The 21,919-nt window shown below is 44.2% G+C and carries 18 protein-coding genes and 1 tRNA gene; 12 read left to right on the forward strand and 7 right to left on the reverse strand.

What is annotated here, in order from left to right; all coding sequences use genetic code 11:
- Positions 1-41: 41 nt before the first annotated feature.
- From HNQ46_RS00325 to murI, 6 genes are all read right to left on the reverse strand, one after another.
- Positions 42-275: an HPr family phosphocarrier protein gene (locus HNQ46_RS00325; protein ID WP_183681446.1), complete on the reverse strand. Its 234-nt coding sequence runs from the start codon at positions 273-275 to the stop codon at positions 42-44.
- Positions 276-521: 246 nt separating this feature from the next.
- A complete protein-coding gene (locus HNQ46_RS00330) occupies positions 522-2,099 on the reverse strand; it encodes a D-alanyl-D-alanine carboxypeptidase family protein (RefSeq protein ID WP_183681449.1) in 1,578 nt (525 codons plus the stop codon).
- A 7-nt stretch (positions 2,100-2,106) separates the two neighbouring features.
- Positions 2,107-4,251: a sensor histidine kinase gene (locus HNQ46_RS00335; RefSeq protein WP_183681452.1), complete on the reverse strand. Its 2,145-nt coding sequence runs from the start codon at positions 4,249-4,251 to the stop codon at positions 2,107-2,109.
- A 2-nt stretch (positions 4,252-4,253) separates the two neighbouring features.
- Entirely contained in the window at positions 4,254-4,967 is a 714-nt protein-coding gene (locus HNQ46_RS00340) for a response regulator transcription factor (protein ID WP_007156657.1), read from the reverse strand.
- A gap of 131 nt (positions 4,968-5,098) precedes the next feature.
- A tRNA-Lys gene (locus HNQ46_RS00345) sits at positions 5,099-5,171 on the reverse strand.
- An 82-nt stretch (positions 5,172-5,253) separates the two neighbouring features.
- Positions 5,254-6,057, reverse strand: coding sequence for a glutamate racemase (gene murI, locus HNQ46_RS00350; protein ID WP_183681454.1), 804 nt, complete (start codon positions 6,055-6,057; stop codon positions 5,254-5,256).
- A 227-nt stretch (positions 6,058-6,284) separates the two neighbouring features.
- Here murI and hprK point away from each other — a divergent pair, with 227 nt between their 5' ends.
- From hprK to dusB, 9 genes are all read left to right on the forward strand, one after another.
- Positions 6,285-7,232 (forward strand): HPr(Ser) kinase/phosphatase, encoded by a 948-nt coding sequence (gene hprK, locus HNQ46_RS00355; protein WP_040648658.1) that lies wholly within the window; start codon positions 6,285-6,287, stop codon positions 7,230-7,232.
- Positions 7,233-7,247: 15 nt separating this feature from the next.
- The gene (murB, locus tag HNQ46_RS00360; RefSeq protein WP_183681457.1) at positions 7,248-8,126 is read left to right on the forward strand and encodes a UDP-N-acetylmuramate dehydrogenase; all 879 of its coding nucleotides are present in this window, start codon (positions 7,248-7,250) and stop codon (positions 8,124-8,126) included.
- Between the two features lie 11 nt (positions 8,127-8,137).
- Positions 8,138-8,974, forward strand: coding sequence for an RNase adapter RapZ (gene rapZ, locus HNQ46_RS00365; protein WP_207719930.1), 837 nt, complete (start codon positions 8,138-8,140; stop codon positions 8,972-8,974).
- 86 nt (positions 8,975-9,060) lie between these two features.
- The gene (gene whiA, locus HNQ46_RS00370) at positions 9,061-9,762 is read left to right on the forward strand and encodes a DNA-binding protein WhiA (protein WP_183681462.1); all 702 of its coding nucleotides are present in this window, start codon (positions 9,061-9,063) and stop codon (positions 9,760-9,762) included.
- A gap of 161 nt (positions 9,763-9,923) precedes the next feature.
- Positions 9,924-10,184 (forward strand): HPr family phosphocarrier protein, encoded by a 261-nt coding sequence (locus tag HNQ46_RS00375; protein WP_183681466.1) that lies wholly within the window; start codon positions 9,924-9,926, stop codon positions 10,182-10,184.
- Between the two features lie 129 nt (positions 10,185-10,313).
- On the forward strand, positions 10,314-13,784 hold the full coding sequence (locus HNQ46_RS00380) for a DNA polymerase III subunit alpha (protein WP_183681469.1): 3,471 nt from the start codon (positions 10,314-10,316) through the stop codon (positions 13,782-13,784).
- 218 nt (positions 13,785-14,002) lie between these two features.
- The gene (gene pfkA / locus HNQ46_RS00385; RefSeq protein WP_183681471.1) at positions 14,003-14,980 is read left to right on the forward strand and encodes a 6-phosphofructokinase; all 978 of its coding nucleotides are present in this window, start codon (positions 14,003-14,005) and stop codon (positions 14,978-14,980) included.
- 148 nt (positions 14,981-15,128) lie between these two features.
- Positions 15,129-15,491 (forward strand): DUF6145 family protein, encoded by a 363-nt coding sequence (locus HNQ46_RS00390; protein ID WP_183681475.1) that lies wholly within the window; start codon positions 15,129-15,131, stop codon positions 15,489-15,491.
- Positions 15,492-15,647: 156 nt separating this feature from the next.
- Entirely contained in the window at positions 15,648-16,682 is a 1,035-nt protein-coding gene (gene dusB, locus HNQ46_RS00395) for a tRNA dihydrouridine synthase DusB (RefSeq protein WP_183681478.1), read from the forward strand.
- A 223-nt stretch (positions 16,683-16,905) separates the two neighbouring features.
- On the opposite strand, the gene HNQ46_RS00400 is transcribed toward dusB, so the two are convergent.
- Positions 16,906-17,664 (reverse strand): DeoR/GlpR family DNA-binding transcription regulator, encoded by a 759-nt coding sequence (locus HNQ46_RS00400; RefSeq protein ID WP_007156644.1) that lies wholly within the window; start codon positions 17,662-17,664, stop codon positions 16,906-16,908.
- A 225-nt stretch (positions 17,665-17,889) separates the two neighbouring features.
- Between HNQ46_RS00400 and HNQ46_RS00405 the strand changes: the two genes are divergently transcribed.
- The 3 genes from HNQ46_RS00405 to HNQ46_RS00415 all read left to right on the forward strand — a co-directional run bounded on the left by HNQ46_RS00405 (position 17,890) and on the right by HNQ46_RS00415 (position 21,911).
- Entirely contained in the window at positions 17,890-19,299 is a 1,410-nt protein-coding gene (locus HNQ46_RS00405; RefSeq protein ID WP_183681480.1) for a rhamnulokinase, read from the forward strand.
- A gap of 47 nt (positions 19,300-19,346) precedes the next feature.
- Positions 19,347-21,128: an L-fucose isomerase gene (locus tag HNQ46_RS00410; RefSeq protein ID WP_183681484.1), complete on the forward strand. Its 1,782-nt coding sequence runs from the start codon at positions 19,347-19,349 to the stop codon at positions 21,126-21,128.
- Positions 21,129-21,251: 123 nt separating this feature from the next.
- Positions 21,252-21,911: an L-fuculose-phosphate aldolase gene (locus tag HNQ46_RS00415; protein WP_183681487.1), complete on the forward strand. Its 660-nt coding sequence runs from the start codon at positions 21,252-21,254 to the stop codon at positions 21,909-21,911.
- The last annotated feature ends 8 nt before the right edge of the window (positions 21,912-21,919 follow it).

Here is a 21,919-nt window from a genome sequence, read left to right on the forward strand (position 1 = left end):
GAATTACAATCTTTTCTGTAGCTCTTTTTGTTTTATTAATCTTATTCGGATACTACAAAAGTCGAGAGCTTATCCTCTACGAACTTTACGCGCTCTTCCGGTACGGAAAGCTTATGAACCTTTCCTACCCCAAGATACAGAATTCCTAAAATGGATTTTGCGTCTACGCAACGGTTTCCATCGCATAAATCCATATCAAAATTGAATTCTCCTGTAAGCTCTACAAATTCGTTTACACTGTCCGCATTGGGAATCATAATGTGTAATGTTTCCATTCTTATCCTCCTTGATTAACTGCTCCTATATTCCGTCTTTTTTTCTTTGTGATTAAAATCATATAGTATTACGACAAACTACTGAAAAAAATAATAGTAATGCATTATGGATTTTATCACGCGGTATTATGGAGAACAAGAAAGATATTCTAAAAATTCTACGATATTTCCTAAAAAAACTATTTTTTTTCCATAGCTTTTCTCAAGATGAATCCTTCGAGATTCAAAAAAGGCCTTCCCGTTCAACTATTTTTTCTGCCTCTTTCGCTTTTCAAACATCAGGTCACGTTTCGCCTTTTGTTCTCGGCTAAGATCCTTTGTGTGCTTTAACATTCTTTTTCTTCTTCTGGCTCTGTAGAATTCTTCCCTTCTTTGGAAAAAATAGAGAAAGAGAAGAGAAAGAAGCACCAGAGTGAATATAGCAAAAAGAATCTGAAGCACCCGTAGGATAGGCTTTTGCAGGATGATTTTTCCTGCCTTCTTATCGAAGACAATGGGTGCGTGGTTTATTTTTTCCATGGCTGTGGATTCTTCCGCCTTGCTTTCATTTTCCTGATTTTCCATGGCTACGGAGATCTGCTTGGGAATATTCTCCGCCTTCTTTAAAGAAGTATTGGGAAGATCCTTGTTGTCTTCCTCTCTTTTAGAATCCTCCAGGTACACATAAGCTGTGCCTACCGTTCTTCCATCGTACTGATAGAGAATTTTGGCTATCTTGCCGCTGGCTTTTTCCTCATCGCTAATATCGTAGGATAGGGTAGAGGCAATATCCGTTAGGGGAATATTTTTGGGAAGACAAATCTGCTCATCTCTTCCTACGGTAAAATGCAAAGCCTCCACCAAGGGAAGTCCGTCCACCGTCCAAGGATTTTCCAACTGGGCAAAGCGCCTATCATTGCTTTCCGCAGGATAAGAGTTGAAATTGGCAAAGCCGAAATCGAAGAGCTTTTTGCTGTCCCGATACTGGGAATTATGACCGTTTAAGATAACACATATTAGGGTAGTATCCCCTCTTTTGCAGGCTGTCACCAAGGTATTTCCGGCAAGAAGGGTATATCCGGTCTTTCCGGCAAATACACCGCTATAATACTCCTTATTGCTTTTCTTCATCATCTTATGGTGAGCATAGATGGTGTTTTCCGGGGCATTGGGGTCCGGATACTTAATCAAGGGGCCATGAGTGTAGACCTGAGTGGCATCAATCTGACAAAATGTCGGATTGCTTATGGCGTACTGCATGATTTTTGCCATATCCAGGGCACTGGTGTAGTGTTCCGGATTGTTCAGTCCGGAAGGATTGGTAAAATGAGAATTTGTACAGCCGATTTCCGCAGCTTTTTGGTTCATCAGTTCCGCAAACTTTTCGTTAGAGCCGGCCACATGCTCTGCCAGTGCATTGGCGCAGTCGTTGGCGGAATGGAGCAGAAGGGAGTAAAGACAGTCTCGAACACTTAACTTATCTCCCGGAGATGCGGCAATGACGGTGGAATTGTTTTCCAGATTTCCTCTGGTGGCTTCCTGGGAAAAGGTGACCTTTTCTTCCAGATTTTCCACATGTTCTAACACGACAATGGCCGTTAAGACCTTGGTAATGGAGGCAGGAAAGTAGTGGGTGTTCTCGTTTTTAGAATAGAGAATCGTGGAGGACTTGGCATCCATCAGCAAAGCACCATCCGCCTCAATTTGGTCTACACAAGTGGGCCAGGTATCCGCCAAAGCTTGTTGAGAAAACACAAAAGAAAAAAGCATGGAAAAAAGCAGAACAAAATATAGGCTGTTTCTACTGTAACGACTCAGTTTATTTTTCAGAGATTGCTTTATCATTTTCAATTTACAATTCCTCTTTTACTAAAGGGAAGGAAAGGGAAACCTTATACAAATCCCCGTCAATTTCAATCTTCATTTTACCGTTCATCAGCTTGGTCAGACTTTTCGCAATGGACAAGCCAAGACCTGAGCCCTCTGTGCTTCGGCTTACGTCTCCACGTACAAAACGTTCCGTTAACTCTTCCGGGGAAACGTTTAAGGGGGCTTCTGAAATATTTTTCATGGTAAAGGTGGCCTCTTCTTCTCCCTTTTGCAAATCCACATAGACCCGACTTCCCTGCAAAGCATATTTACAACAGTTATTAAGAAGATTTTCCAATACCCGGAAAAGCTGTCGACCATCCGCCAGAATCAGAATATCCTCCTGAGGGAGGGTAGTGAGCACCTGTAAGGAGCGGGCAGCCAATTTGTCTTCGAACTCGCCCAGACTTTGCTGCAAAATCTCCGTGTAGTGAATCGGGATAAGCTCTAAAGAGATATTTCCGGAACTGGCTTTGCTGGCTTCCACCAAATCCTCCGTCAGATTCTTTAAACGTGCGGACTTTTGCTCCAAAACGGCGATATATTCCTGAACTCTGGGACTTTCAATATTTTCCCGCTTTAAAAGATCCACATAGCTGATAATGCTGGTAAGAGGGGTCTTTAAATCATGGGAAACATTGGTAATCAAGTCGGTTTTTAAACGCTCCGCCTTTACCTGCTCCGTTACCGCTGCCTTCAATCCTCTACTGATGGAGTAGGAGTAGTAGTCGATGGAAATTAAAAGGAAAAGCAGTAGTAAGCTAAAGCCCAGATGCAAGAGGCTTTTATGATGGAAAAAGCAGTAAAGATTATAGCCGAAGAGCCCAATGCCCAGGAAATTCGGAAGGACGAAGAGCAGTACACTGTATAATCTGGAACGGGTAAAGCCGCTGGCGGAAAGTGTACTCTCCAGAAGACTCCAAATTCGTCTGCTATAGGAAGAGGAAATTAGAATTCCCTTCCGCATCTGCCGTACCAGGGAAAGAAGCAGAGGCAGAAAAACAGTGTAGCGCAGGGCGAAAAGTCCCATCCTATGAAAGAAGAGGGGCTCCGGCAATTTTCCCAATACCAGAATCAAGCTGTCGAAAAAATATCGGTTGAAGACTTCTGCAAAAAAGAACCAAAAGACAGATATAGCCAAAATGCCTTCTAAGGGCACCCGGTCAATGGCATAAAGAATCATTTGCCGATTTTCTCCCCGACCTGTATGTAATAATAGAAAAGCAAAGCTAAACACAAAGGCTATAAGACTTCCGAAGAAAAGCACTACGCCCAAAATACTCAGGTTTCTTCGAATGCTGTATTCCTCCATCATGGTTTTATATTGGTCATGAACAGGGAAGGAGGTATCCACCCCTGCAGCAAAGACATAGGAACCGTCTTTATAAGGATCTCTGGCTTCCAAAAGAGGTACCAGATTGGAGGGAATCGTTTTTAGATTGCTTTTGATTTCCAAAGAAGAAGAGGCTGTAAAAACATATTTCCCCAGTTTTTGAATTTTTTCCGCAGTGCCGTCATTTTCATTATTATAATAGGTGGAATTATTTCCGTTGCTATAGGCCACATAAAATTGGAAGTTGGAGCCCTGATCAAAATATCGGGAGCGGATGGCATAGTACTTTGCCAAATAGCTCAGTGCTTCCTTGGACAGCCTTCCCAAGCTCATAAAACCGTCAGCAGGGCTGGCAGGCTGGTAATCCGGAAGATAGGCACGGTAAATAACTTTGATCTGGTGTTCTTTTTCGTCCTGTTCCTTGGTAACAGTGGCGGGACCGTCCTCCATGATTTCATTTTTTTCGTTTAAATAGTAGCCCATGGAACGGGCATACTTAATCAAATAGTCCAGACTGTAGGAACGGGTGGCACCGTTACTTTCACTCTGGGCTATGGTATGGTTTAGATCCAGGGTTCCTCTGGTTTCAAAAAGATCCCGAAGATCAATATAATCAAAGATATCATTGATGCTTTCAGAAACAGCACTGTCAAAGCTGGAGGAAGAAAGATAGTTCTTCTCCTGCAAAAAGGCAATGGTATCACTTCCCTTGGGGGCAAAATGCAGCAACACCAGACTGATGGAAAAGAGAAATAAAATGAAAAAATGGAACAAAAAGGGGAGAAGACGTTTCATGCTTAGTCCTCGCTCTTTCCCTGCTTTTCAATTTTATAACCCACACCCCAAACCACCTTCAAATACTTAGGCTTTCTGGAGTTGATTTCGATTTTTTCCCGAATATGACGGATATGCACCGCTACAGTGTTGTCCGCCCCGATGGCTTCCTCGTTCCAAATGGAGGTATAAATTTCGTCAATGGAAAAGACTTTACCGGCATTTCGAACCAGAAGAAGGAGAATATTGTACTCAATAGGCGTAAGCTTTACCAGCTCGCCGTCTACGGATACCTCTTTGGTGTCATCATTAATCACCAGACCGCCGCAGCTGTAAATGGCTTCTCCCTTAGACTGTTCATTCATATTGCCGAGTTGGGTGTAGCGGCGAAGCTGGGACTTTACTCTGGCCACCATCTCCAAGGGGTTAAAGGGTTTGGTGATATAATCATCCGCACCGATATTTAAGCCGAGAATCTTATCGGTGTCCTCTCCCTTGGCACTGAGGATAATGATGGGAATGGAGCTTTTTTCTCGAATCTTCAAAGTGGTTCGGATACCGTCCAGTCCGGGCATCATCACGTCCAGAATGATAAGATCCACATTTTCCTTCTCCAAAATCTTTAAAACATCATATCCGTCAAATGCCTTAATCACCTGATATCCTTCTCCGGTAAGATAGATGGAAATGGCTTCTACAATCTGTTTATCATCATCGCAAACTAAAATCTTTTGCATAAGAATCTCCTTTACTCAAAAGTTATTTCCTACAGAGTATAGCAAAGCTTTTAAGAAAGAGAAAGGACAAGCAAAAGTCTTTAGAAAAAAATAAAAAAAAAGAATGTTGCTCTTCCAACATTCTTCAGAACTGCGCCCTCAGGGACTCGAACCCTGGACAAATAGATTAAGAGTCTACTGCTCTACCAGCTGAGCTAAGGGCGCTTGTTTCTGCCGTTTTCGCGGCACCCGTACAATATACAAAACTTCCGGAAACTTGTCAAGAACTTTTCTAAAAAAATTTTTTTTAAGAAAAAAGAAGGCAATTCTTCCGGTAAAAAGCTTCCATCAAAGAGCTGTCTTCGTTACTGCTAAAAAGCTCTACCTGACCCTTCTGCATTTCCTCCTTCAAAAGACCCCTCTCTTCCAAACGGTGCCGGGTTTCCTTGGCTGTGCCCTCCGCTCCGTCAAAGAATTGAACAGGATAGGGCAGAGCTTTTTGAATCTGTTCCTTTACAAAGGGAAAATGGGTGCAACCCAACACAATAGACGAAACGGCTTCATTCCTATAGGGGAGTAAAAGCTGAGAAAGATAGTCTTTCATTTCCGGACTGTCTCCCTTCCCTGCCTCTAGGAGGCGGACGATACCGGGAGAGGGGAGGAGAAGAAATTGGGAAGGATCTCCAAAACGGGAAATCAGCTGGTGGAGACGCTCTCCTTTAAGGGTATGCTCTGTAGCCATAATCAGAATCTTTTTTTTCGTATTACCCGGTTCGGCTTCATCCTGTAATGCTTCTACTGCAGGCTTTACCGCAGGCTCCATACCGATAATGATGTCCTCCGGAAACAGCTCCCGAAGATAGGGGGCAGCTGCGGAGGTGGCGGTATTACAGGCGATAACAGTAGCTTTTACTCCTTTTTCCTGTAGAAAGCGATAGGCGGAGAGAGAAAGAGAACGCACTTCTTCCTCCGATTTTTCTCCATAGGGGGCATGCTTTTGGTCTCCGTAGAAAATAAAGTCTTCCCCCGGAAGCTCCTGCTTGAGATTCCTTAAGACACTTAGTCCCCCAAGACCGGAATCAAAAATACCGATTGCCTTGTCCTTCTCCATTTTCGCCTTCTCCTCCTTTCCCCGGTATATTCTTTATCTTTTTTATCTTCTGATAAACTATTTCTTCAAAAGCAATGGCGTATAAACGCCCGGGACATCTTATTTATTAAGACTATTTTGAAGTGTAGCATAGCTTCTTTGGGATTGCAATTTTAGCCTGAAAAACCTATACTGCAAAAGATAGAAAAACAGTGGGACAATGCATCCCCCTAAAGCAGGAGGTTTTCATGAAAAGTGCGGAAAAGGTGAGTGTATCGGAGTTAATTAAAAAAGAAAATTTAAAGAATCTCACGCCGGAAATAGATACGGATCAGATTTACATGACGATTCCGGATGTAAACCGTCCTGCCTTACAGCTTGCAGGATTTTTTGCCCAGTTTGATTCCGAGCGTGTGCAGATTATCGGAAATGTGGAAACGGCGTATTTGATGCGGATGGAAAGACCGGAGAGAAGGGCAAGATATAATGAGATTACCAAGTATCCTATCCCCTGTATTATTTATGCCAGAGACATTGAACCGGATTCCTGTATGATTTCCGCATGCCAGGAGGCCGGAATTCCTCTTTTATCCAGCCCGAGACCTACTACGGAGCTGGAGGGAGAAATTATCCGTTGGTTAAAGGTAAAGATGGCCCCGATGATTACCGTCCACGGCGTATTGGTGGATGTGTATGGAGAGGGTGTCCTCATCATGGGGGACAGCGGAATCGGTAAGTCGGAGGCCGCATTGGAGCTGATTAAAAGAGGACACCGTCTGGTCAGCGACGATGTGGTGGAATTAAGAAAGGTTTCCGATGAGTCCCTGGTGGGAACGGCACCGGACATTACCAAGCATTTTATTGAACTTCGAGGAATCGGCATTATCGATGTAAAGCAAATGTTCGGTGTGGAATCGGTGAAGGACACCCAAACGTTGAATATGGTCATTAATCTGGCGGAGTGGTCCAAGGAGAAGGACTATGACCGTCTTGGATTAAAGGATAACTATATAGAATTTTTAGGCAACAATATTATCAGCTATGATATCCCCATTCGTCCGGGAAGAAATGTGGCTATCATCGTAGAGTGTGCCGCCATTAATAACAGAGCTAAAAAGATGGGATACAATGCGGCACAGGTGCTGTATGAGCGAGTAACCGCCAACATGAAAAAACAGGAAGCGGAAGATTTTTAGAGGAAAGAGAGCAGGATGGAGCATAGAACGGAACAGAGCTTAAAGGACTATACCAGCTTCAAGGTTGGCGGAAAGGCAAAGGACTTTTATATTCCCCTTACCATAGAAGAAGTACAAGAGCTGGTACAGGAGTTATACAGGGCAAGTCGCCCTTATCTGATTTTGGGAAACGGCTCCAATCTCCTGGTTTCCGACGAGGGTGTGGAAGAAGCAGTTATTTTATTAAGGGATAATTTATCTTCTTGCAACATAAAAGAGCAGGAGGACGGTCGGGGACTTTTGGAGGCGGAGGCAGGCTGTACCCTGAAGGAAATGGCGGAAGTTGCCATGGAAGCCGGCTACACCGGCTTTGAACCGCTGTCCGGAATTCCCGGAACCCTTGGAGGGGCAGTGAAAATGAATGCCGGGGCCTATGGAGGAGAAATTAAGGATTTCTTTTATCAGGGACTCCTTTTAAATGAGAAGGGAGAGCTTCAAAAGAAAGAGCTTTCCGAAATGGATTTTTCCTATAGACATTCCTGTCTTTCGGAAAATGATATTTGTCTAAAAGCAAGCTTTCTTTTGGAAAAAGGAAATCCTGCGGAAATCCGGGAAAAAATGCAGGATTATCAAAGACGGAGAGAGGAAAAACAGCCTTTGGATATGCCTTCAGCAGGCTCCACCTTTAAAAGACCGGAGGGGGACTATGCTTCCCGCCTTATTGAAGTCAGCGGCTTAAGGGGATTTCAAATGGGAAGAGCGGCGGTGTCCGATAAACATTGCGGTTTTGTGGTGAACCTGGGAGGAGCCGACGCCAAAGAGATTTACCGACTGATCAGGGAAGTGATTCGAATTGTGGAAGAAAAGCAGGGAGTGCGTTTAGAAACAGAGGTAAAGCTGTGGGGGAAATTTTAATTGTAACCGGTATGAGCGGGGCGGGCAAAACCGTTTGTCTGAAGCATTTGGAGGACTTCGGTTTTAACTGTATTGACAACCTGCCCATAGGACTTATGAATTCTTTTTTGGAACTCTTGCTCTCCAGCAGGGAAAATGAACAAAGGACAGCTTTAGGGATTGACAGCAGAAACGGAAAAGAGCTTTCAGAGCTGGAAAAGATTATTGAAAACTGGCGAGAAGAAAAGAAGGTGCCCTTTCGAATTCTTTTCTTGGATGCGAGTGATGAAGTGCTGATTCAACGCTATAAGGAAAGCAGAAGAAGTCATCCTCTGTCTAAAGAAGGCAGGATTCAGGATGGCATCACAAAGGAAAGAGAGAAGATGGCCTTTCTTCGAAAGAAGGCGGATTTAATCATTGATACCTCCAGACTCTTAACAAAAAATCTCCGGCAGCAGCTTAAGGAGATTGTACAGGAGGAGAAAAAGTATCAAAATCTTCAGCTTTCCATTCTTTCCTTCGGTTTTAAATACGGAATGCCGGAGGACTTGGATCTTCTTTTTGACCTACGCTTCTTACCAAACCCCTATTATGACCCGGATTTACGGACCCATACCGGGGAGGAAAAGGCGGTACAGGACTTTGTGTTTCAGGATGGGAATGCACAAATCTTTTTAGACAAATTAGTGGATTTATTTCATTTTCTCCTTCCCCTTTATGTGGCGGAGGGGAAGAACCAGCTGGTACTGGGGCTGGCTTGCACCGGAGGGAAGCATCGCTCCGTGACTATGGCGGAAAAATTGTATCAATCCCTAAAGGATACTGCAGATTATGGGATAGCACTGGAACATAGGGATATAAGGAAATGATATAAATAGAAAAAAACATAAAAATCCCATAAAAAATAGAAAATTTATGGAAAAATAACATAGAAATTTGCCAAGAGACAAGAGAGATGACAGTAGAAAAACAAGCAAAAAAAGCCTCTTTTTCCCAGAAAGTTAAGGAGGAGCTTAGGAGAATAGACTTTACAGCATTAGAAAAAACCTTTAAAATTAGGACGGATGATGAGAAGGGAAGAAGGGAAAAACTACGACAGATTTTTCTTTCTAACGCTTCTTTAACTAATCCCCAAAAAGAATATCATTTGGAATTTGTTTTTTCTAAAGCAGAGGACGGTAGGGAAGTAGAAGAGATTCTACGACATTATTCTCTACATCCAAAGCAGGGAAAAAGAGGCAAAAATCATATGGTATATCTCAAGGATGCTTCGGAGATCGCAGATGTTTTAAAACTCTTAGGGGCAGTGGATGCCTTGATGGAATTGGAGAATGCCCGCATTTTAAAGGAGGTCAGCGAAAATGTGAACCGGCGCGTAAACTTTGAAGCCGCTAACATTAATCGCACAGTAAAAGCCAGCTTAAAGCAGCAGGAAGAAATTCAATACATCGAGGAGGTCTTAGGACTGGATCAACTGGAGAAGGCTCTTAAAGAGGTGGCAAAACGTCGTTTGCAATATCCGGATGCTTCTTTGGAAGAACTCGCACAGGGATTGGAACCCCCTATCGGAAAGAGCGGGGTTAATCATCGCCTGCGTAAATTGGCCAGAATTGCAAAAGAACTTCGGGAGGAACAATCCGCTTCGCATAAGAAATAGGATTAAAAAAATAAAATATGCAAAAGAGGAGCTTTCCTCGCAAAGGTACATTGGTTAGGCCTGCATTTTCAAGACAATTTAGACAGACAGCTTTGGAACTGAGGATGGAGTGGCAACACTCTGCGTTTAGGGAGCTCAAATGCACCAGGGAGGCACAGACCATGAAAGACAGTAATGTAACCGTTAACTTAACAAACAAAACAGATGATCATCCGGTGGCGATGCTCGTACAAATTGCCAGTCGTTTTCAATCCAGCATCTATATGTCTGAGGGAAGCAGAAGGGTAAATGCAAAATCCATTATGGGGATGATGGCACTCGGCATTAATAACGGCGCAGAGCTATATGTATCTGCAGAGGGAGAAGATGAAGAGGATGCGATTTCAGCAATCAGCGGATATCTTCTTGGAGAAGCGATTTAAACAGAGGAGCTCGGAAACGGGCTCCTTTTTATATACTGAAAGACTAGGCAATCCGGAAAATACCCTGTACAGTATAGAGGGTAGGATAAAGGGTTTAGAATGAAGGTCTTGCAGATAGAAGGACAGAACATGGCATTTACACACTTACATGTACATAGCAGCTATAGTTTGTTGGATGGATCCGGAAAGATTCCGGAGATGATTGCCAGGGTGAAGGAGTTGGGAATGGATTCCATTGCCCTTACAGACCATGGGGTAATGTACGGTGTGATAGACTTCTATAAAGAGGCAAAGAAACAGGGAATCCACCCAATTCTTGGCTCGGAAATTTATTTAAGTCGTTCCATGGAGGAACGCTTTATCCAAAAGGGGGAGGCCAGATATTATCATTTGGTGCTTCTTGCGGAAAATGATATAGGATACCATAACCTGATGAAGCTGGTGTCCTTGGGCTTCACGGAAGGCTATTACTATAAGCCCAGAGTAGACTACGCGGTTTTGGAAAAATACCATGAGGGAATCATTGCTCTATCCGCCTGTCTTGCAGGAGAGGTGTCCAGAAATCTTCGGCTTTCCCAATATGAGGAGGCAAAGCAGGCGGCACTTCGCTATGAAGGCATTTTCGGAAAGGGAAATTTCTTTTTGGAAATGCAGGACCACGGCTATGCGGAGCAAAAACTGGTGAATCAGGGGATGTTACGCCTCCATGAAGAAACCGGGATTCCCTTGGTGGTGACCAATGATATTCACTATACTTATAAGGAGGATGCCAAGGCCCATGACATCCTGCTTTGCTTGCAGACCGGTAAAAAACTGATGGACGAGGATAGGATGCGCTATCCCGGTGGACAGTTCTATATCAAAAGCGAAGAGGAGATGGAAGAACTGTTTCCTTATGCGAAGGAAGCTTTAGAAAATACCGGGAAGATTGCCAAGCGCTGTCAGGTGAATATTACTTTCGGGGAATATCATTTGCCCAAATACCCTGTGCCGGAGGGGCATACCGCTTACAGCTATTTGGAGGAGCTTTGTCTTAAGGGCTTGGAGAAACGCTATGGGGAGAGTTGGCAGGAAAATAAGGACAGGCTCTATTATGAGTTAAATACCATTTCCGATATGGGCTTTGTGGACTATTTTTTGGTGGTTTGGGACTATATTCATTTTGCCAAAACCCATGGCATAGCGGTGGGACCTGGAAGAGGCTCTGCGGCGGGCTCTATTGTGGCTTACGCCATAGGCATTACGGATGTGGACCCGATAGAGCATCAGCTGCTTTTTGAGCGTTTTTTAAATCCGGAACGTGTGACCATGCCGGATATAGACGTGGACTTTGAGTACGAAAGACGACAGGAAGTTATTGACTATGTAGGAAAAAAGTATGGAAAAGAGCAGGTCAGCCAGATTATTACCTTCGGAACCCTGGCGGCAAGAGGAGTCATCCGAGATGTGGGCAGGGTACTGGATATTCCCTATGCCAAATGTGACCAGCTGGCAAAGCTTGTGCCAAACGAATTAAATATGACTCTGGAAAAGGCGTTGAGTGTCAGTAAAGAATTAAAGAATCTCTACGATACGGAAGAGGAAACCAAGCAAATGATAGACATGTGTCTTCGTTTGGAGGGGCTTCCCCGGCACAGCTCCATGCATGCGGCAGGAGTGGTGATTGCCGGAAGTCCGGTTTCCGATTATGTGCCCCTGTCCAGAGGCTCCGACGGTTCCATTACCACCCAGTTTACCATGACTACTATAGAGGAGCTGGGGCTATTAAAGATGGACTTTTTAGGCCTTAGAACTCTGACGGTGATTCAGGATGCCCTTCATTTTATAGAGGAAAATCACGGGATAAAGCTGGATTTAGACAAGCTTCCCTATGATGATGCCAAGGTCTACACCATGCTGTCCAAGGGGGACTGTGCAGGAGTCTTCCAGTTGGAATCTGCAGGCATGGTTAATTTTATGAAGCGATTACAGCCCTCCTGTTTGGATGATATTATTGCAGGAGTGGCTCTGTATCGACCGGGTCCCATGGACTTTATTCCGGATTATATTGCCGGAAAGAAGAACCCTGCTACGGTACATTACGATTGTAAGGAAATGGAATCCATCCTGCAAAATACCTATGGGGTAATCGTATATCAGGAGCAGGTTATGCAGATTGTGCGAGATCTGGCCGGCTTTACCATGGGAGGATCAGATCTCTTACGAAGAGCTATGTCCAAGAAGAAGACCTCCGTCATGGAGGAGGCAAGGCAGAGCTTTGTCTACGGCAATGAAAAAGAAGGCATTGCAGGCTGTATTTCCAAGGGAATTTCCGAAGAGGTGGCCAATCGGATTTATGACAAGATGATTGACTTTGCCAAGTATGCCTTCAATAAGTCCCATGCGGTAAGCTATGCTCTTCTTTCCTATCAAACCGCCTACCTAAAATATTACTATGCTCCGGAATTCTACGCCGCCACCATGAGCTCCTTTATGGATAACACGGTGAAAACCGCTGAGTATATCGAGGTAGCCAGAGAACAGGGAATAGAGATACTGCCGCCGGATATTCAACTGGCGGAGGTGGGCTTCTCCGTGAAGGATGGAAAGATTCGATACGGCCTTTCCGCAGTAAAGGGCGTAGGAAGATCCGCCGCGGAACAGATTATTCTGGAACGAAAGAACGGACCCTTTAGAAATTTTGAAGATTTGGTACAGCGACTAAGTCAAAGAGGTATTAACAGAAGAGCCATGGAGTCCTTTATCCATGCAGGAGCCTTTGACAATCTGGAAGGAAACAGAAGGGAAAAGCTGGTGATGCTTCCGGAGGTTTTGGAGGATTTGCAGAAGGGAAAGAAGGACCAGATTGCCGGGCAGATGAGCCTTTTGGATCTTTTAGGAGAAGAGGCGGAGGAAAGACAGGAATTTGAGCTGATTTTTCCGGATTTGGAAGAATTTCCCAAGGCAGAACTTTTACGAAATGAAAAGGATGCTTTAGGTGTTTATCTCTCCGGACATCCTCTGGATAGTGACAGAGCCCTTTTGAAACAGGTCTGCACCAGAAGAGCCAGAGATTTTTCCTTGGAGGTAATGGAAGAGGAGAATCGGCTTTCCGATATGGAGCAATGTACCGTGGGAGGAATGATTACCGGAATTAACAGGCGGATTACCAAGAAAAATGACATGATGGCCTTTGTGACATTGGAAGACAATACAGGCTCCATGGAAGTGGTGGTTTTCCCTAAGACCTACGAGCTTACGGAGGAGCTGATTCAGGAGGACAAGAAAGTTTTTGTCTACGGCAGAGTGCAGATGAATGATGAAGCCAACGGGAAATTGATTGCGGAAAAAATTATAGCTTTTGAAAATTTGCCGAAAGAAATTTGGTTGCAATTTTCCGACAAAGAGGCCTATCTGGAGAAGGAAAAGGAAGTTTTGGAATGTCTGTCTCAAGAGGGGGGCGAAAGCACCGTGGCCATTTACCTTCGGAAGGAGAAGGCCATTAAGCGCTTAGGGAAGCTATATGCTGTACAATCTTCCCAAGAATTGCTGGAAAATCTTGCAAAAATTGTAGGTCCGGAAAATGTGAAAGAACAGCTAAAATCCTTGAAAAATGCGTAAGGATAGAGTAATATAGTGTACTTGTTCAGAAATAAATACATGACGAGTTACACTGCATAACGGATATTGATAAGAATGGTATATCACAAGAAGAGACTCGGGCAAGTTGCATGACCGGGATATATGCCGGGTACATACAATGTGCAGTGTGTGGAAAAACCGGTATAGAGAAACGGTAAAGAATAAAATCAAAACAGTAAGGTAGATTGGAGGCAGTTATGGCAGGGAAAGCAGTAAAAACAATTGGTGTTTTAACTTCCGGAGGGGATGCTCCCGGAATGAATGCGGCTATTCGTTCCGTGGTAAGAACCGCGATTCACAATGGCCTAAAGGTTAAGGGGGTTATGCGTGGCTATGCAGGACTCTTAGAAGAAGAAATCAAAGAATTGGACAGCCACTCTGTTTCCGATATAGTAAGCCGTGGAGGTACTGTATTGTATACCGCCAGATGTAAGGAGTTTACCACAACCGAAGGCCAGAAGAGAGGTGCGGAAATCTGTAAGAAGCACGGCATCGACGGCATTGTGGTTATCGGTGGAGACGGCTCCTTCATGGGTGCCGGAAAGCTCTCCGCTTTAGGCATTAACACCATCGGCGTTCCCGGAACCATTGACTTGGATATCGCCTGTACAGATTATACTATTGGTTTTGATACCTCTATCAATACTGCGATGCAGGCTATTGATAAGATTCGAGATACCTCTACCTCCCACGAGCGTTGCTCCATTATCGAAGTAATGGGAAGGCACGCAGGCTATATCGCCCTTTGGTGTGGTGTGGCAAATGGTGCGGAAGAAATTCTTCTGCCGGAGAAGTATGATGGAGACGAGCAGGCCATCATTAACCGTATTATCGAAAGCAGAAAAAGAGGAAAGAAGCATTACATCATTATCAATGCTGAAGGAATTGGACATTCCTCCTCCATGGCTATGCGCATCGAGGCGGCAACCGGTATTGAAACCAGAGCCACTATTTTGGGACACATGCAAAGAGGCGGATCTCCCACCTGTAAGGACCGTTATTATGCCTCCATTATGGGAGCGAAAGCGGTAGAACTGCTTTTGGCAGGGAAGTCCAACCGCCTTGTGGCTTACAAGAAGGGCGAATTTGTGGATTATGACATCCAGGAAGCTTTACGTATGAAGAAGGATATTTCCGAAGAACAGTATCGTATCGCTCAGCTTCTGGTAAGATAAGAAGAAAAAATAATTTTCGTTTATTTTTGTTTTAGTTCTATGGAATAGCAAATAGAGGGAAGAAGTCGGAAGAGATTCTGCATTCTTTCCCTCTTTTTTATTTTATGCTATGATGGGGCAGGTTTAAAAATCCGAAAGGAGTAAGGAAATGGACGAAAAGGATATGAATCAGGAAGCGTTAAGAAGAGAAGAAGAGAAGGTGCTCTGCGGGGCCAATTCCTATAGAGAACAGTATTTTTTCAATCCCCGCTTTTCCCTCCTGCCCAAAGAGGTACAAGAAAGTCTGCAAAAAATAACAGTGACGTATACGGAGGAAATCGGCGGCGTGTTTCTGATGCAATTCGGAGAAGAAGGAAGGCTGGAGCTTATCAGTATTGCGGAAGAAACAGACTATCTTTATGACCCGATAGGGGCAGAGTTAAAGAAAAAGCAGATTCAAAAGGACTACAAGGAACTCTTTTCCAAATTGGAAGAGTATTATGCGGGACTAAAGAATTTGGAGAAGAAATAAGAGAAATTTCGGAGAACAGTATAAAGAACCGCATAGAGAATAGTATAAAGAACCGTATGGGCTCTGCCGAAGCTACGTTTGAACTTGTGCTATCGGGAAAATAGAAAGAAGGACAGTATCAAATATTTTGTAGAAAAAGATAAAATAGAAGAAATCGTGAAAAGCCATGGGATTTCCGACTTTTCCTATGAGGAGGCCTTGAAAAAGAGGGAAGAAGAGGGGAGAGACAGTCTCTTTCAGCCCATTTCCTTAAAGGATTGCAGGCTCCCCGGTAATATTCTGATGGCTCCCATGGCGGGAGTGACAGACCTTCCCTACCGTATTCTATGTAAAGAAATGGGATTAAGTTTATCCTTTACGGAAATGGTGTCAGCAAAAGCCATTTACTATGGGAATCAGAATACGGATTCCCTGCTTTATCATAAGGGAGAGCCGGGGCTTGTTTCGGCGCAGCTTTTCGGATCAGATCCAGCCTTGATGGCGGAAATGGCCTGCCGAATTGAAGAGGACTTTGACTGTATAGATGTAAATATGGGCTGTCCTGTTCCCAAGGTAGTACGGAATCAGGAGGGGTCAGCCTTAATGACAAATCTTCCTTTGGCAGAACAGGTTTTAAGCACAATGGCAAAAGCCTTGAAGAAGCCTCTCACAGTTAAGTTTCGCATCGGCTTTACGGATGATGCCATTAATGTGGTAGAATTTGCGAAAATGGCAGAGGCCTCCGGGGTGGCTTCCGTGACCATTCACGGTAGAACCAGAGAGCAATATTACAGGGGAAAGGCCAATTGGCAATATATAAAGAAAGCCAAGGAGGCGGTGAAGATTCCCGTTTTTGGAAACGGAGACATTTTCCAAGAAGAAGATGCTCTGGCCATGCTCCTTTCCACTGGGGTAGACGGTATAGCGCTGGCCCGTGGCATACAAGGAAATCCTTTTTTGATTCGAGCATGTAGGAGTTTTCTTTCCGAAGGGAAGAAGCTTCAGCCGGTGAGCATTTCGGAAAGAAAGGAAATGATGCTTCGGCACCTAAAGCTGATGGTGGAGATTAAGGGAGAGCATCTTGCCCTCTTGGAAATGCGAAAGCACCTTTCCTGGTATATGGAAGGTTTGGAGAATGCTGCCCGCTGGAGACAGAGGGTGAATACGGAAAATGACTTGGAGAAGGTGTTCCAAATGGTTAGGGAACTATAGAAAATAAAAAATTTTGGGTGGACTTATGTAAACAAGCTTTCCACAGCATAGCTTAAATTCGAGGCACGCTCCCGCTAACTTCGCCTTCGTAGTGGACACTAAGCGAAAAACTTCATTTCATTTGTTTTTCGCAAGTGCCAACGGGCTCAGATTGCCTCTCGTTTAAGCTATGCTGTGGAAAGCTTTTATATTTGTCAAAAAGATTGATTTTTTCTATTTCATATTAGTAAAAAAGCATTGGAATCTGCTCCTTCAAAGCCCTCTGTAAGGAGGGGGAGAAGGGGGCATCCGATACCAGACAGGACAGGGCGTGAAAGTCTGCCAGCTTAAAGAAGCCAACAGCATTTTCCTTTGTGCTATCACAAAGCAGGATGGTTTTTTCCGCATTTTCCATCATGCTTTTTTTGACTAAACCCTGGGAATCGTCTCCTTCGAAAATGCCCTTTTCCTGAATAGCTTTGCAGGAAAGGATGGCAAGCTCTGCATGAAAATTCTTGATAAATTGGGAGGTGAACTCTCCCACAATAGAAAGACTCTTGTGCTTCAGAACGCCCGGACAAAGAAAGCAGGTAAGGTTTTGCGCATGGGATAATTCATTGGCAATATTGATGCCATTGGTGATGATGGTAAGGTGCTGCTTCGTCTTTAAAATAGGAGCCAGCTGACAAACGGTGGAAGAGGAGTCCAAGAAGATTACCATTCCGTCTTTGATTAGCGGCTCCATTTTTCTTGCAATGATTTGTTTTTTATCCAGATTTTCTATTTGCCGCATGCTGATAGGGCTTTCTTTCGCAGACTTTACCACCAAAGAAACATAACCGTGGGAACGCTTCAGTATGCCATCTTCTTCCAGAGACATCAGGTCTCTTCGAATCGTAGAACGGGAAGCATAAAGCTTCTTGCTTAGGTAATTGATACTGGCAAAGCCGTTATGTTGATTGAGGCTTTCTACAATTTCTCTTTTTCTTTCATTTATCCCCATTTATTTCTCCTTATTCGCCATGAACAAAAATGTTCATTCTTGGACAGTATAGCACAGAAATAGGAAATATTTCCAATAAAATGTTCAAAGATATAATTATTTTATGAAATATGCTATATTCTGGATATTAAAAAATGACTTGAAAAATCATTTATAAGGAGTAGCGGGGAAGGGCTTACTCCTAAGCATTTCTCGGATATAGAGCTATTATTTGGAGATAGGATTATGAAAAAGGTTTTGGCATTTGATATGGGGGCTACCTCCATCAGAGGTATTTTAGCTTATATAGAAGATGGTAAGTTTTGCACCAAAGAAGTCATGCGAATGGCCCATAAGATTCAAAAAAGGGAGGGAAGACTCTACTGGGATTGGGAAAGTCTTGCCGGAAAGATTGAGGAGACCATCTTGGAAAATCCGGATGTATCCTGTATCGGGATTGACACTTGGGGCGTGGATTTTGGCCTCATTGACAAGGAGGGAAATCTGCTGCAAGCGCCCCACTGTTACAGAGATGAAAAGTTTTCTGAGGGCAGAGAAGAGGCCAAGGCCCTAATGGAGGAATTTGAGCTTTTCCAAAACAGCGGAAATCAGATTATGACCATCAATACAGTCTATCAGCTGCTGGCCTTAAAGAACTTGGAAGCGGAAGTTTATGAGAAGGCTGATAAGCTCTTAATGATTCCGGATCTGCTTTTCTACCTTTTAACAGGAGAAAAGATTGGAGAGGAAAGCATTTGGTCTACAACAGGTTTATACGATTTATCGAAAAAGGCCGTTTCCGACCATCTATTTTCCAAACTTCAATTAAAGAAGGAGTTGGTTCCCAAAATTGTTCGAGCGGGAGAATGGAAGGGAAATACCAAGAATGCAAGGCTGGAGAGACTTAGAAGCTTATCCATAGACGTGATTCCGGTTTGCGGACACGATACAGCCAGTGCCCTTTTGATGACGGAAAGAGATGCAGAGAATCCGTCCTTGTTCCTAAGTTGCGGTACCTGGTCCTTAATCGGAACTTCTGTAGAGAAGGCATTGGTCAGTAAAGAAGCCTATGAGAGGAATCTTACCAATGAGCTTAGTTATCAGTCGGAAACTCTTTTCTTTAAAAATATTACAGGACTGTATCTGTTGGAAAAGTACAAGGAGGAGTTGGAAGGAAGACTGGGAAGAAAGATTGCTTTTTCTGAGATTACAGCCTTTGTACAAAAAGATGCTGAGCCCGAAAGTCTACTGGACATGGACGCAGAAGTTTTTGGAAGAGAGGGCATAAAGGTAAAGCAAGAAATTGATGCTTATCTTCTAGCCAAGGGTGGACAGCCTCCTAAGGATGACTTTTCCTACTTTACTCTGATTTATGCCAGCATGGTGGAAAAATACAGAGAAGTGAAAGAGGATATAGAGGGCATTTTAGGCAAGACTTTCTCCAAACTTCAGATGATTGGAGGAGGGGCAAGGTCAGAGTACCTGGCGGAAAAGATAGCCAAGAACTTAAGGCTAAAGGTCAAGGCAGGACCTTATGAAAGTTCCGCCCTGGGAAATATTCTCCTGCTTTTACAAAAAGAAGGGGAGATTGGAAGTTTGGAAGAGGGAAGAAGGCTGATTTACGAGGCATCGGAAATTCGGGAGTATTCTTTCTGACAAGAGAATCTAAGGTAATAGAGTGTTTTAACTATAAAGGAGGCAATATGAATCATCCAAGAATCGGCATTAGACCCACCATTGACGGAAGATGGGGTGGCGTAAGAGAGTCTTTAGAAGAACAAACCATGAACATGGCGAAGAGAGCGGCAAAACTTATTTCGGAGAATCTTCGTTATCCAGACGGAGAGCCTGTGGAGGTAGTGATTTCTCCCACAACCATCGGGGGCGGTGGAGAAGCGGCAATCTGCGAGGAGTATTTTTCCAAGGAAAATGTAGTGGGAACCCTGACAGTTACTCCCTGCTGGTGCTACGGAACAGAGACCATGGACTTAAATCCCAATACCATCAAGGCGGTTTGGGGATTTAACGGAACAGAAAGACCGGGAGCGGTATATCTGGCGGCAGTTATGGCGGCTTACGCACAAAGAGGTCTTCCTGCCTTCTCCATCTATGGAACCGAAGTGCAGGACAAGGATGAAACTACTATCACAGAAGATGTACAGAAGAAGATTTTGGACTTTGCCAGAGCTGCGGTTGCCGTAGGAATTATGAAGAACAAGTCTTATGTGAATATCGGTGCGGTATCCATGGGTATCGCAGGTAGTGTGGTAAATGTAGACTTCCTGCAAAAGTATTTGGGAATGAGAACAGAGTGGGTAGACATGACAGAGGTTCTTCGCAGAATCAATCTGGAAATCTATGACCATGAAGAATATGAGAAGGCATTGGCTTGGGTAAAGGAATACTGTAAAGAAGGTATGGATATCAATGCCGGAAAGAATTTCCCCGAAGTTATCACCAAGTCCAGATATATTCCGGATGACAAGCAGTGGGAGTTCTGTGTAAAGCATGTGCTGATTGTCAGAGATATTCTCTACGGAAATCCAAAGTTAAGTGCCCTTGGCTGGCATGAAGAGGCCCTGGGAAGAAATGCTATTGCAGGCGGATTCCAGGGACAGAGAATGTGGACAGACTGGCTTCCCAATGCGGACTTTACCGAGGCAATCATGGCCTCCGGTTTTAACTGGAACGGAAAGAAGATGCCCACTCCCTTTGCCACAGAGAACGATACCTTAAACGGTGTGGCAATGATGTTTGGATGGCTTTCCACAGGAAAGGCTCCCATCTTCTCCGATGTAAGAACCTACTGGTCTCCGGATGCGGTAAAGAGAGTCAGCGGTAAGGAGCTTAGTGGCCATGCAAAGAACGGAATTATCCACCTGATTAACTCCGGGGCAAGCTGCTTAGATGCCAGTGCGGCGGCAAAGGACGCAAACGGAAAGGGCACCATGAAGGAATGGTGGAATCTTACCAAGGAAGATATCAAGGCTTGCTGCGAAGCTACCGATTGGTGCAGAGCAGACTATGAGTACTTTAGAGGCGGCGGATTCTCCTCCCACTTCAAGACAGCGGCAGAGATGCCTGTAACCATGATTCGTGTAAATATGGTAGAGGGGGTTGGACCAACTTTACAGGTGATTGAAGGACATACCTGTGTACTGGAGGATGAAGTTCATAAGATTTTGGATGAGAGAACCAGTAAGACCTGGCCAACCACCTGGTTTGCACCAAAGATTGGGGTTGGAGCGGCAGATTCCGTATATAACGTAATGGCTAAGTGGGGCGCAAACCATGGTGCAACAGTAGAAGGTCATGTGGGAGACAGACTTTTGACCTTAGCTTCCATGCTGAGAATTCCCGTAGCCTTCCACAACGTGGAAGAGGGAAGAATCTTCAGACCTCACTCCTTCAACGGCTTCGGCACAGCGGATTTAGAGGGACAGGACTACAGAGCCTGCGCTTACTACGGACCTTTGTATAAGTAGAAAAATGCTGAAGGCTCCCCGTAGAGGGGAGCCGGGGCTTAAAAATTATAGAAGTTTTATTCTATTCGCAAGAAAATGGAGGATAAAACTTTTTAGAGAATCGGTAAGAAAAGAGGAAGACTTATGTTAATGGAAAAGGAAAGACTGCTTCTTATTGAGTACGGAAAGAAATTGGTAGAAGCGGGACTTACCAAGGGAACAGGGGGAAACCTTAGTATTTTTGACAGAGCTACAGGAAATGTAGCAATCACTCCCTCCGGAATCGATTTTTTTGAGATTCAGCCTGAGGACATTGTTATCATTGACCTGGACGGGAATACGGTAGAGGGAAATAGAGTTCCATCTTCCGAGTGGGCTATGCACATCATGCCTTATAAGTATAGGGATGATATTGATGCGGTGATTCATGCCCACACCATGTATGCAACTGTGCTGGCTTGCTTAAGAGAGGATTTGCCGGCAACCCACTACATGATTGCGGTGGCAGGAGAGACAGTTCGGGTGGCAAAGTATGCTACCTACGGCAGCAAGGAGCTTGCGGAAAATGCCTTTGAGGCCATGAAGGATAGAAAGGCGGTTATCCTTGCCAATCACGGAATTTTGGCAGGAGCCAACGACTTACTCAACGCCTTTAACATTATCGAAGAAATCGAGTATTGCTCCGAGGTATATACCAAGGCTAAGGCGATTGGAGAACCTGTGATTCTACCCCATGAGGAAATGACTCTCATGGCTGAAAAATTCAAGTCCTACGGGCAGAGAGTGAGCACGAAAAAAGACTAGGGGGGAGA

The sequence above is a fragment of the Oribacterium sinus genome (genome assembly GCF_014202695.1).
GTDB lineage: Bacteria > Bacillota > Clostridia > Lachnospirales > Lachnospiraceae > Oribacterium > Oribacterium sinus.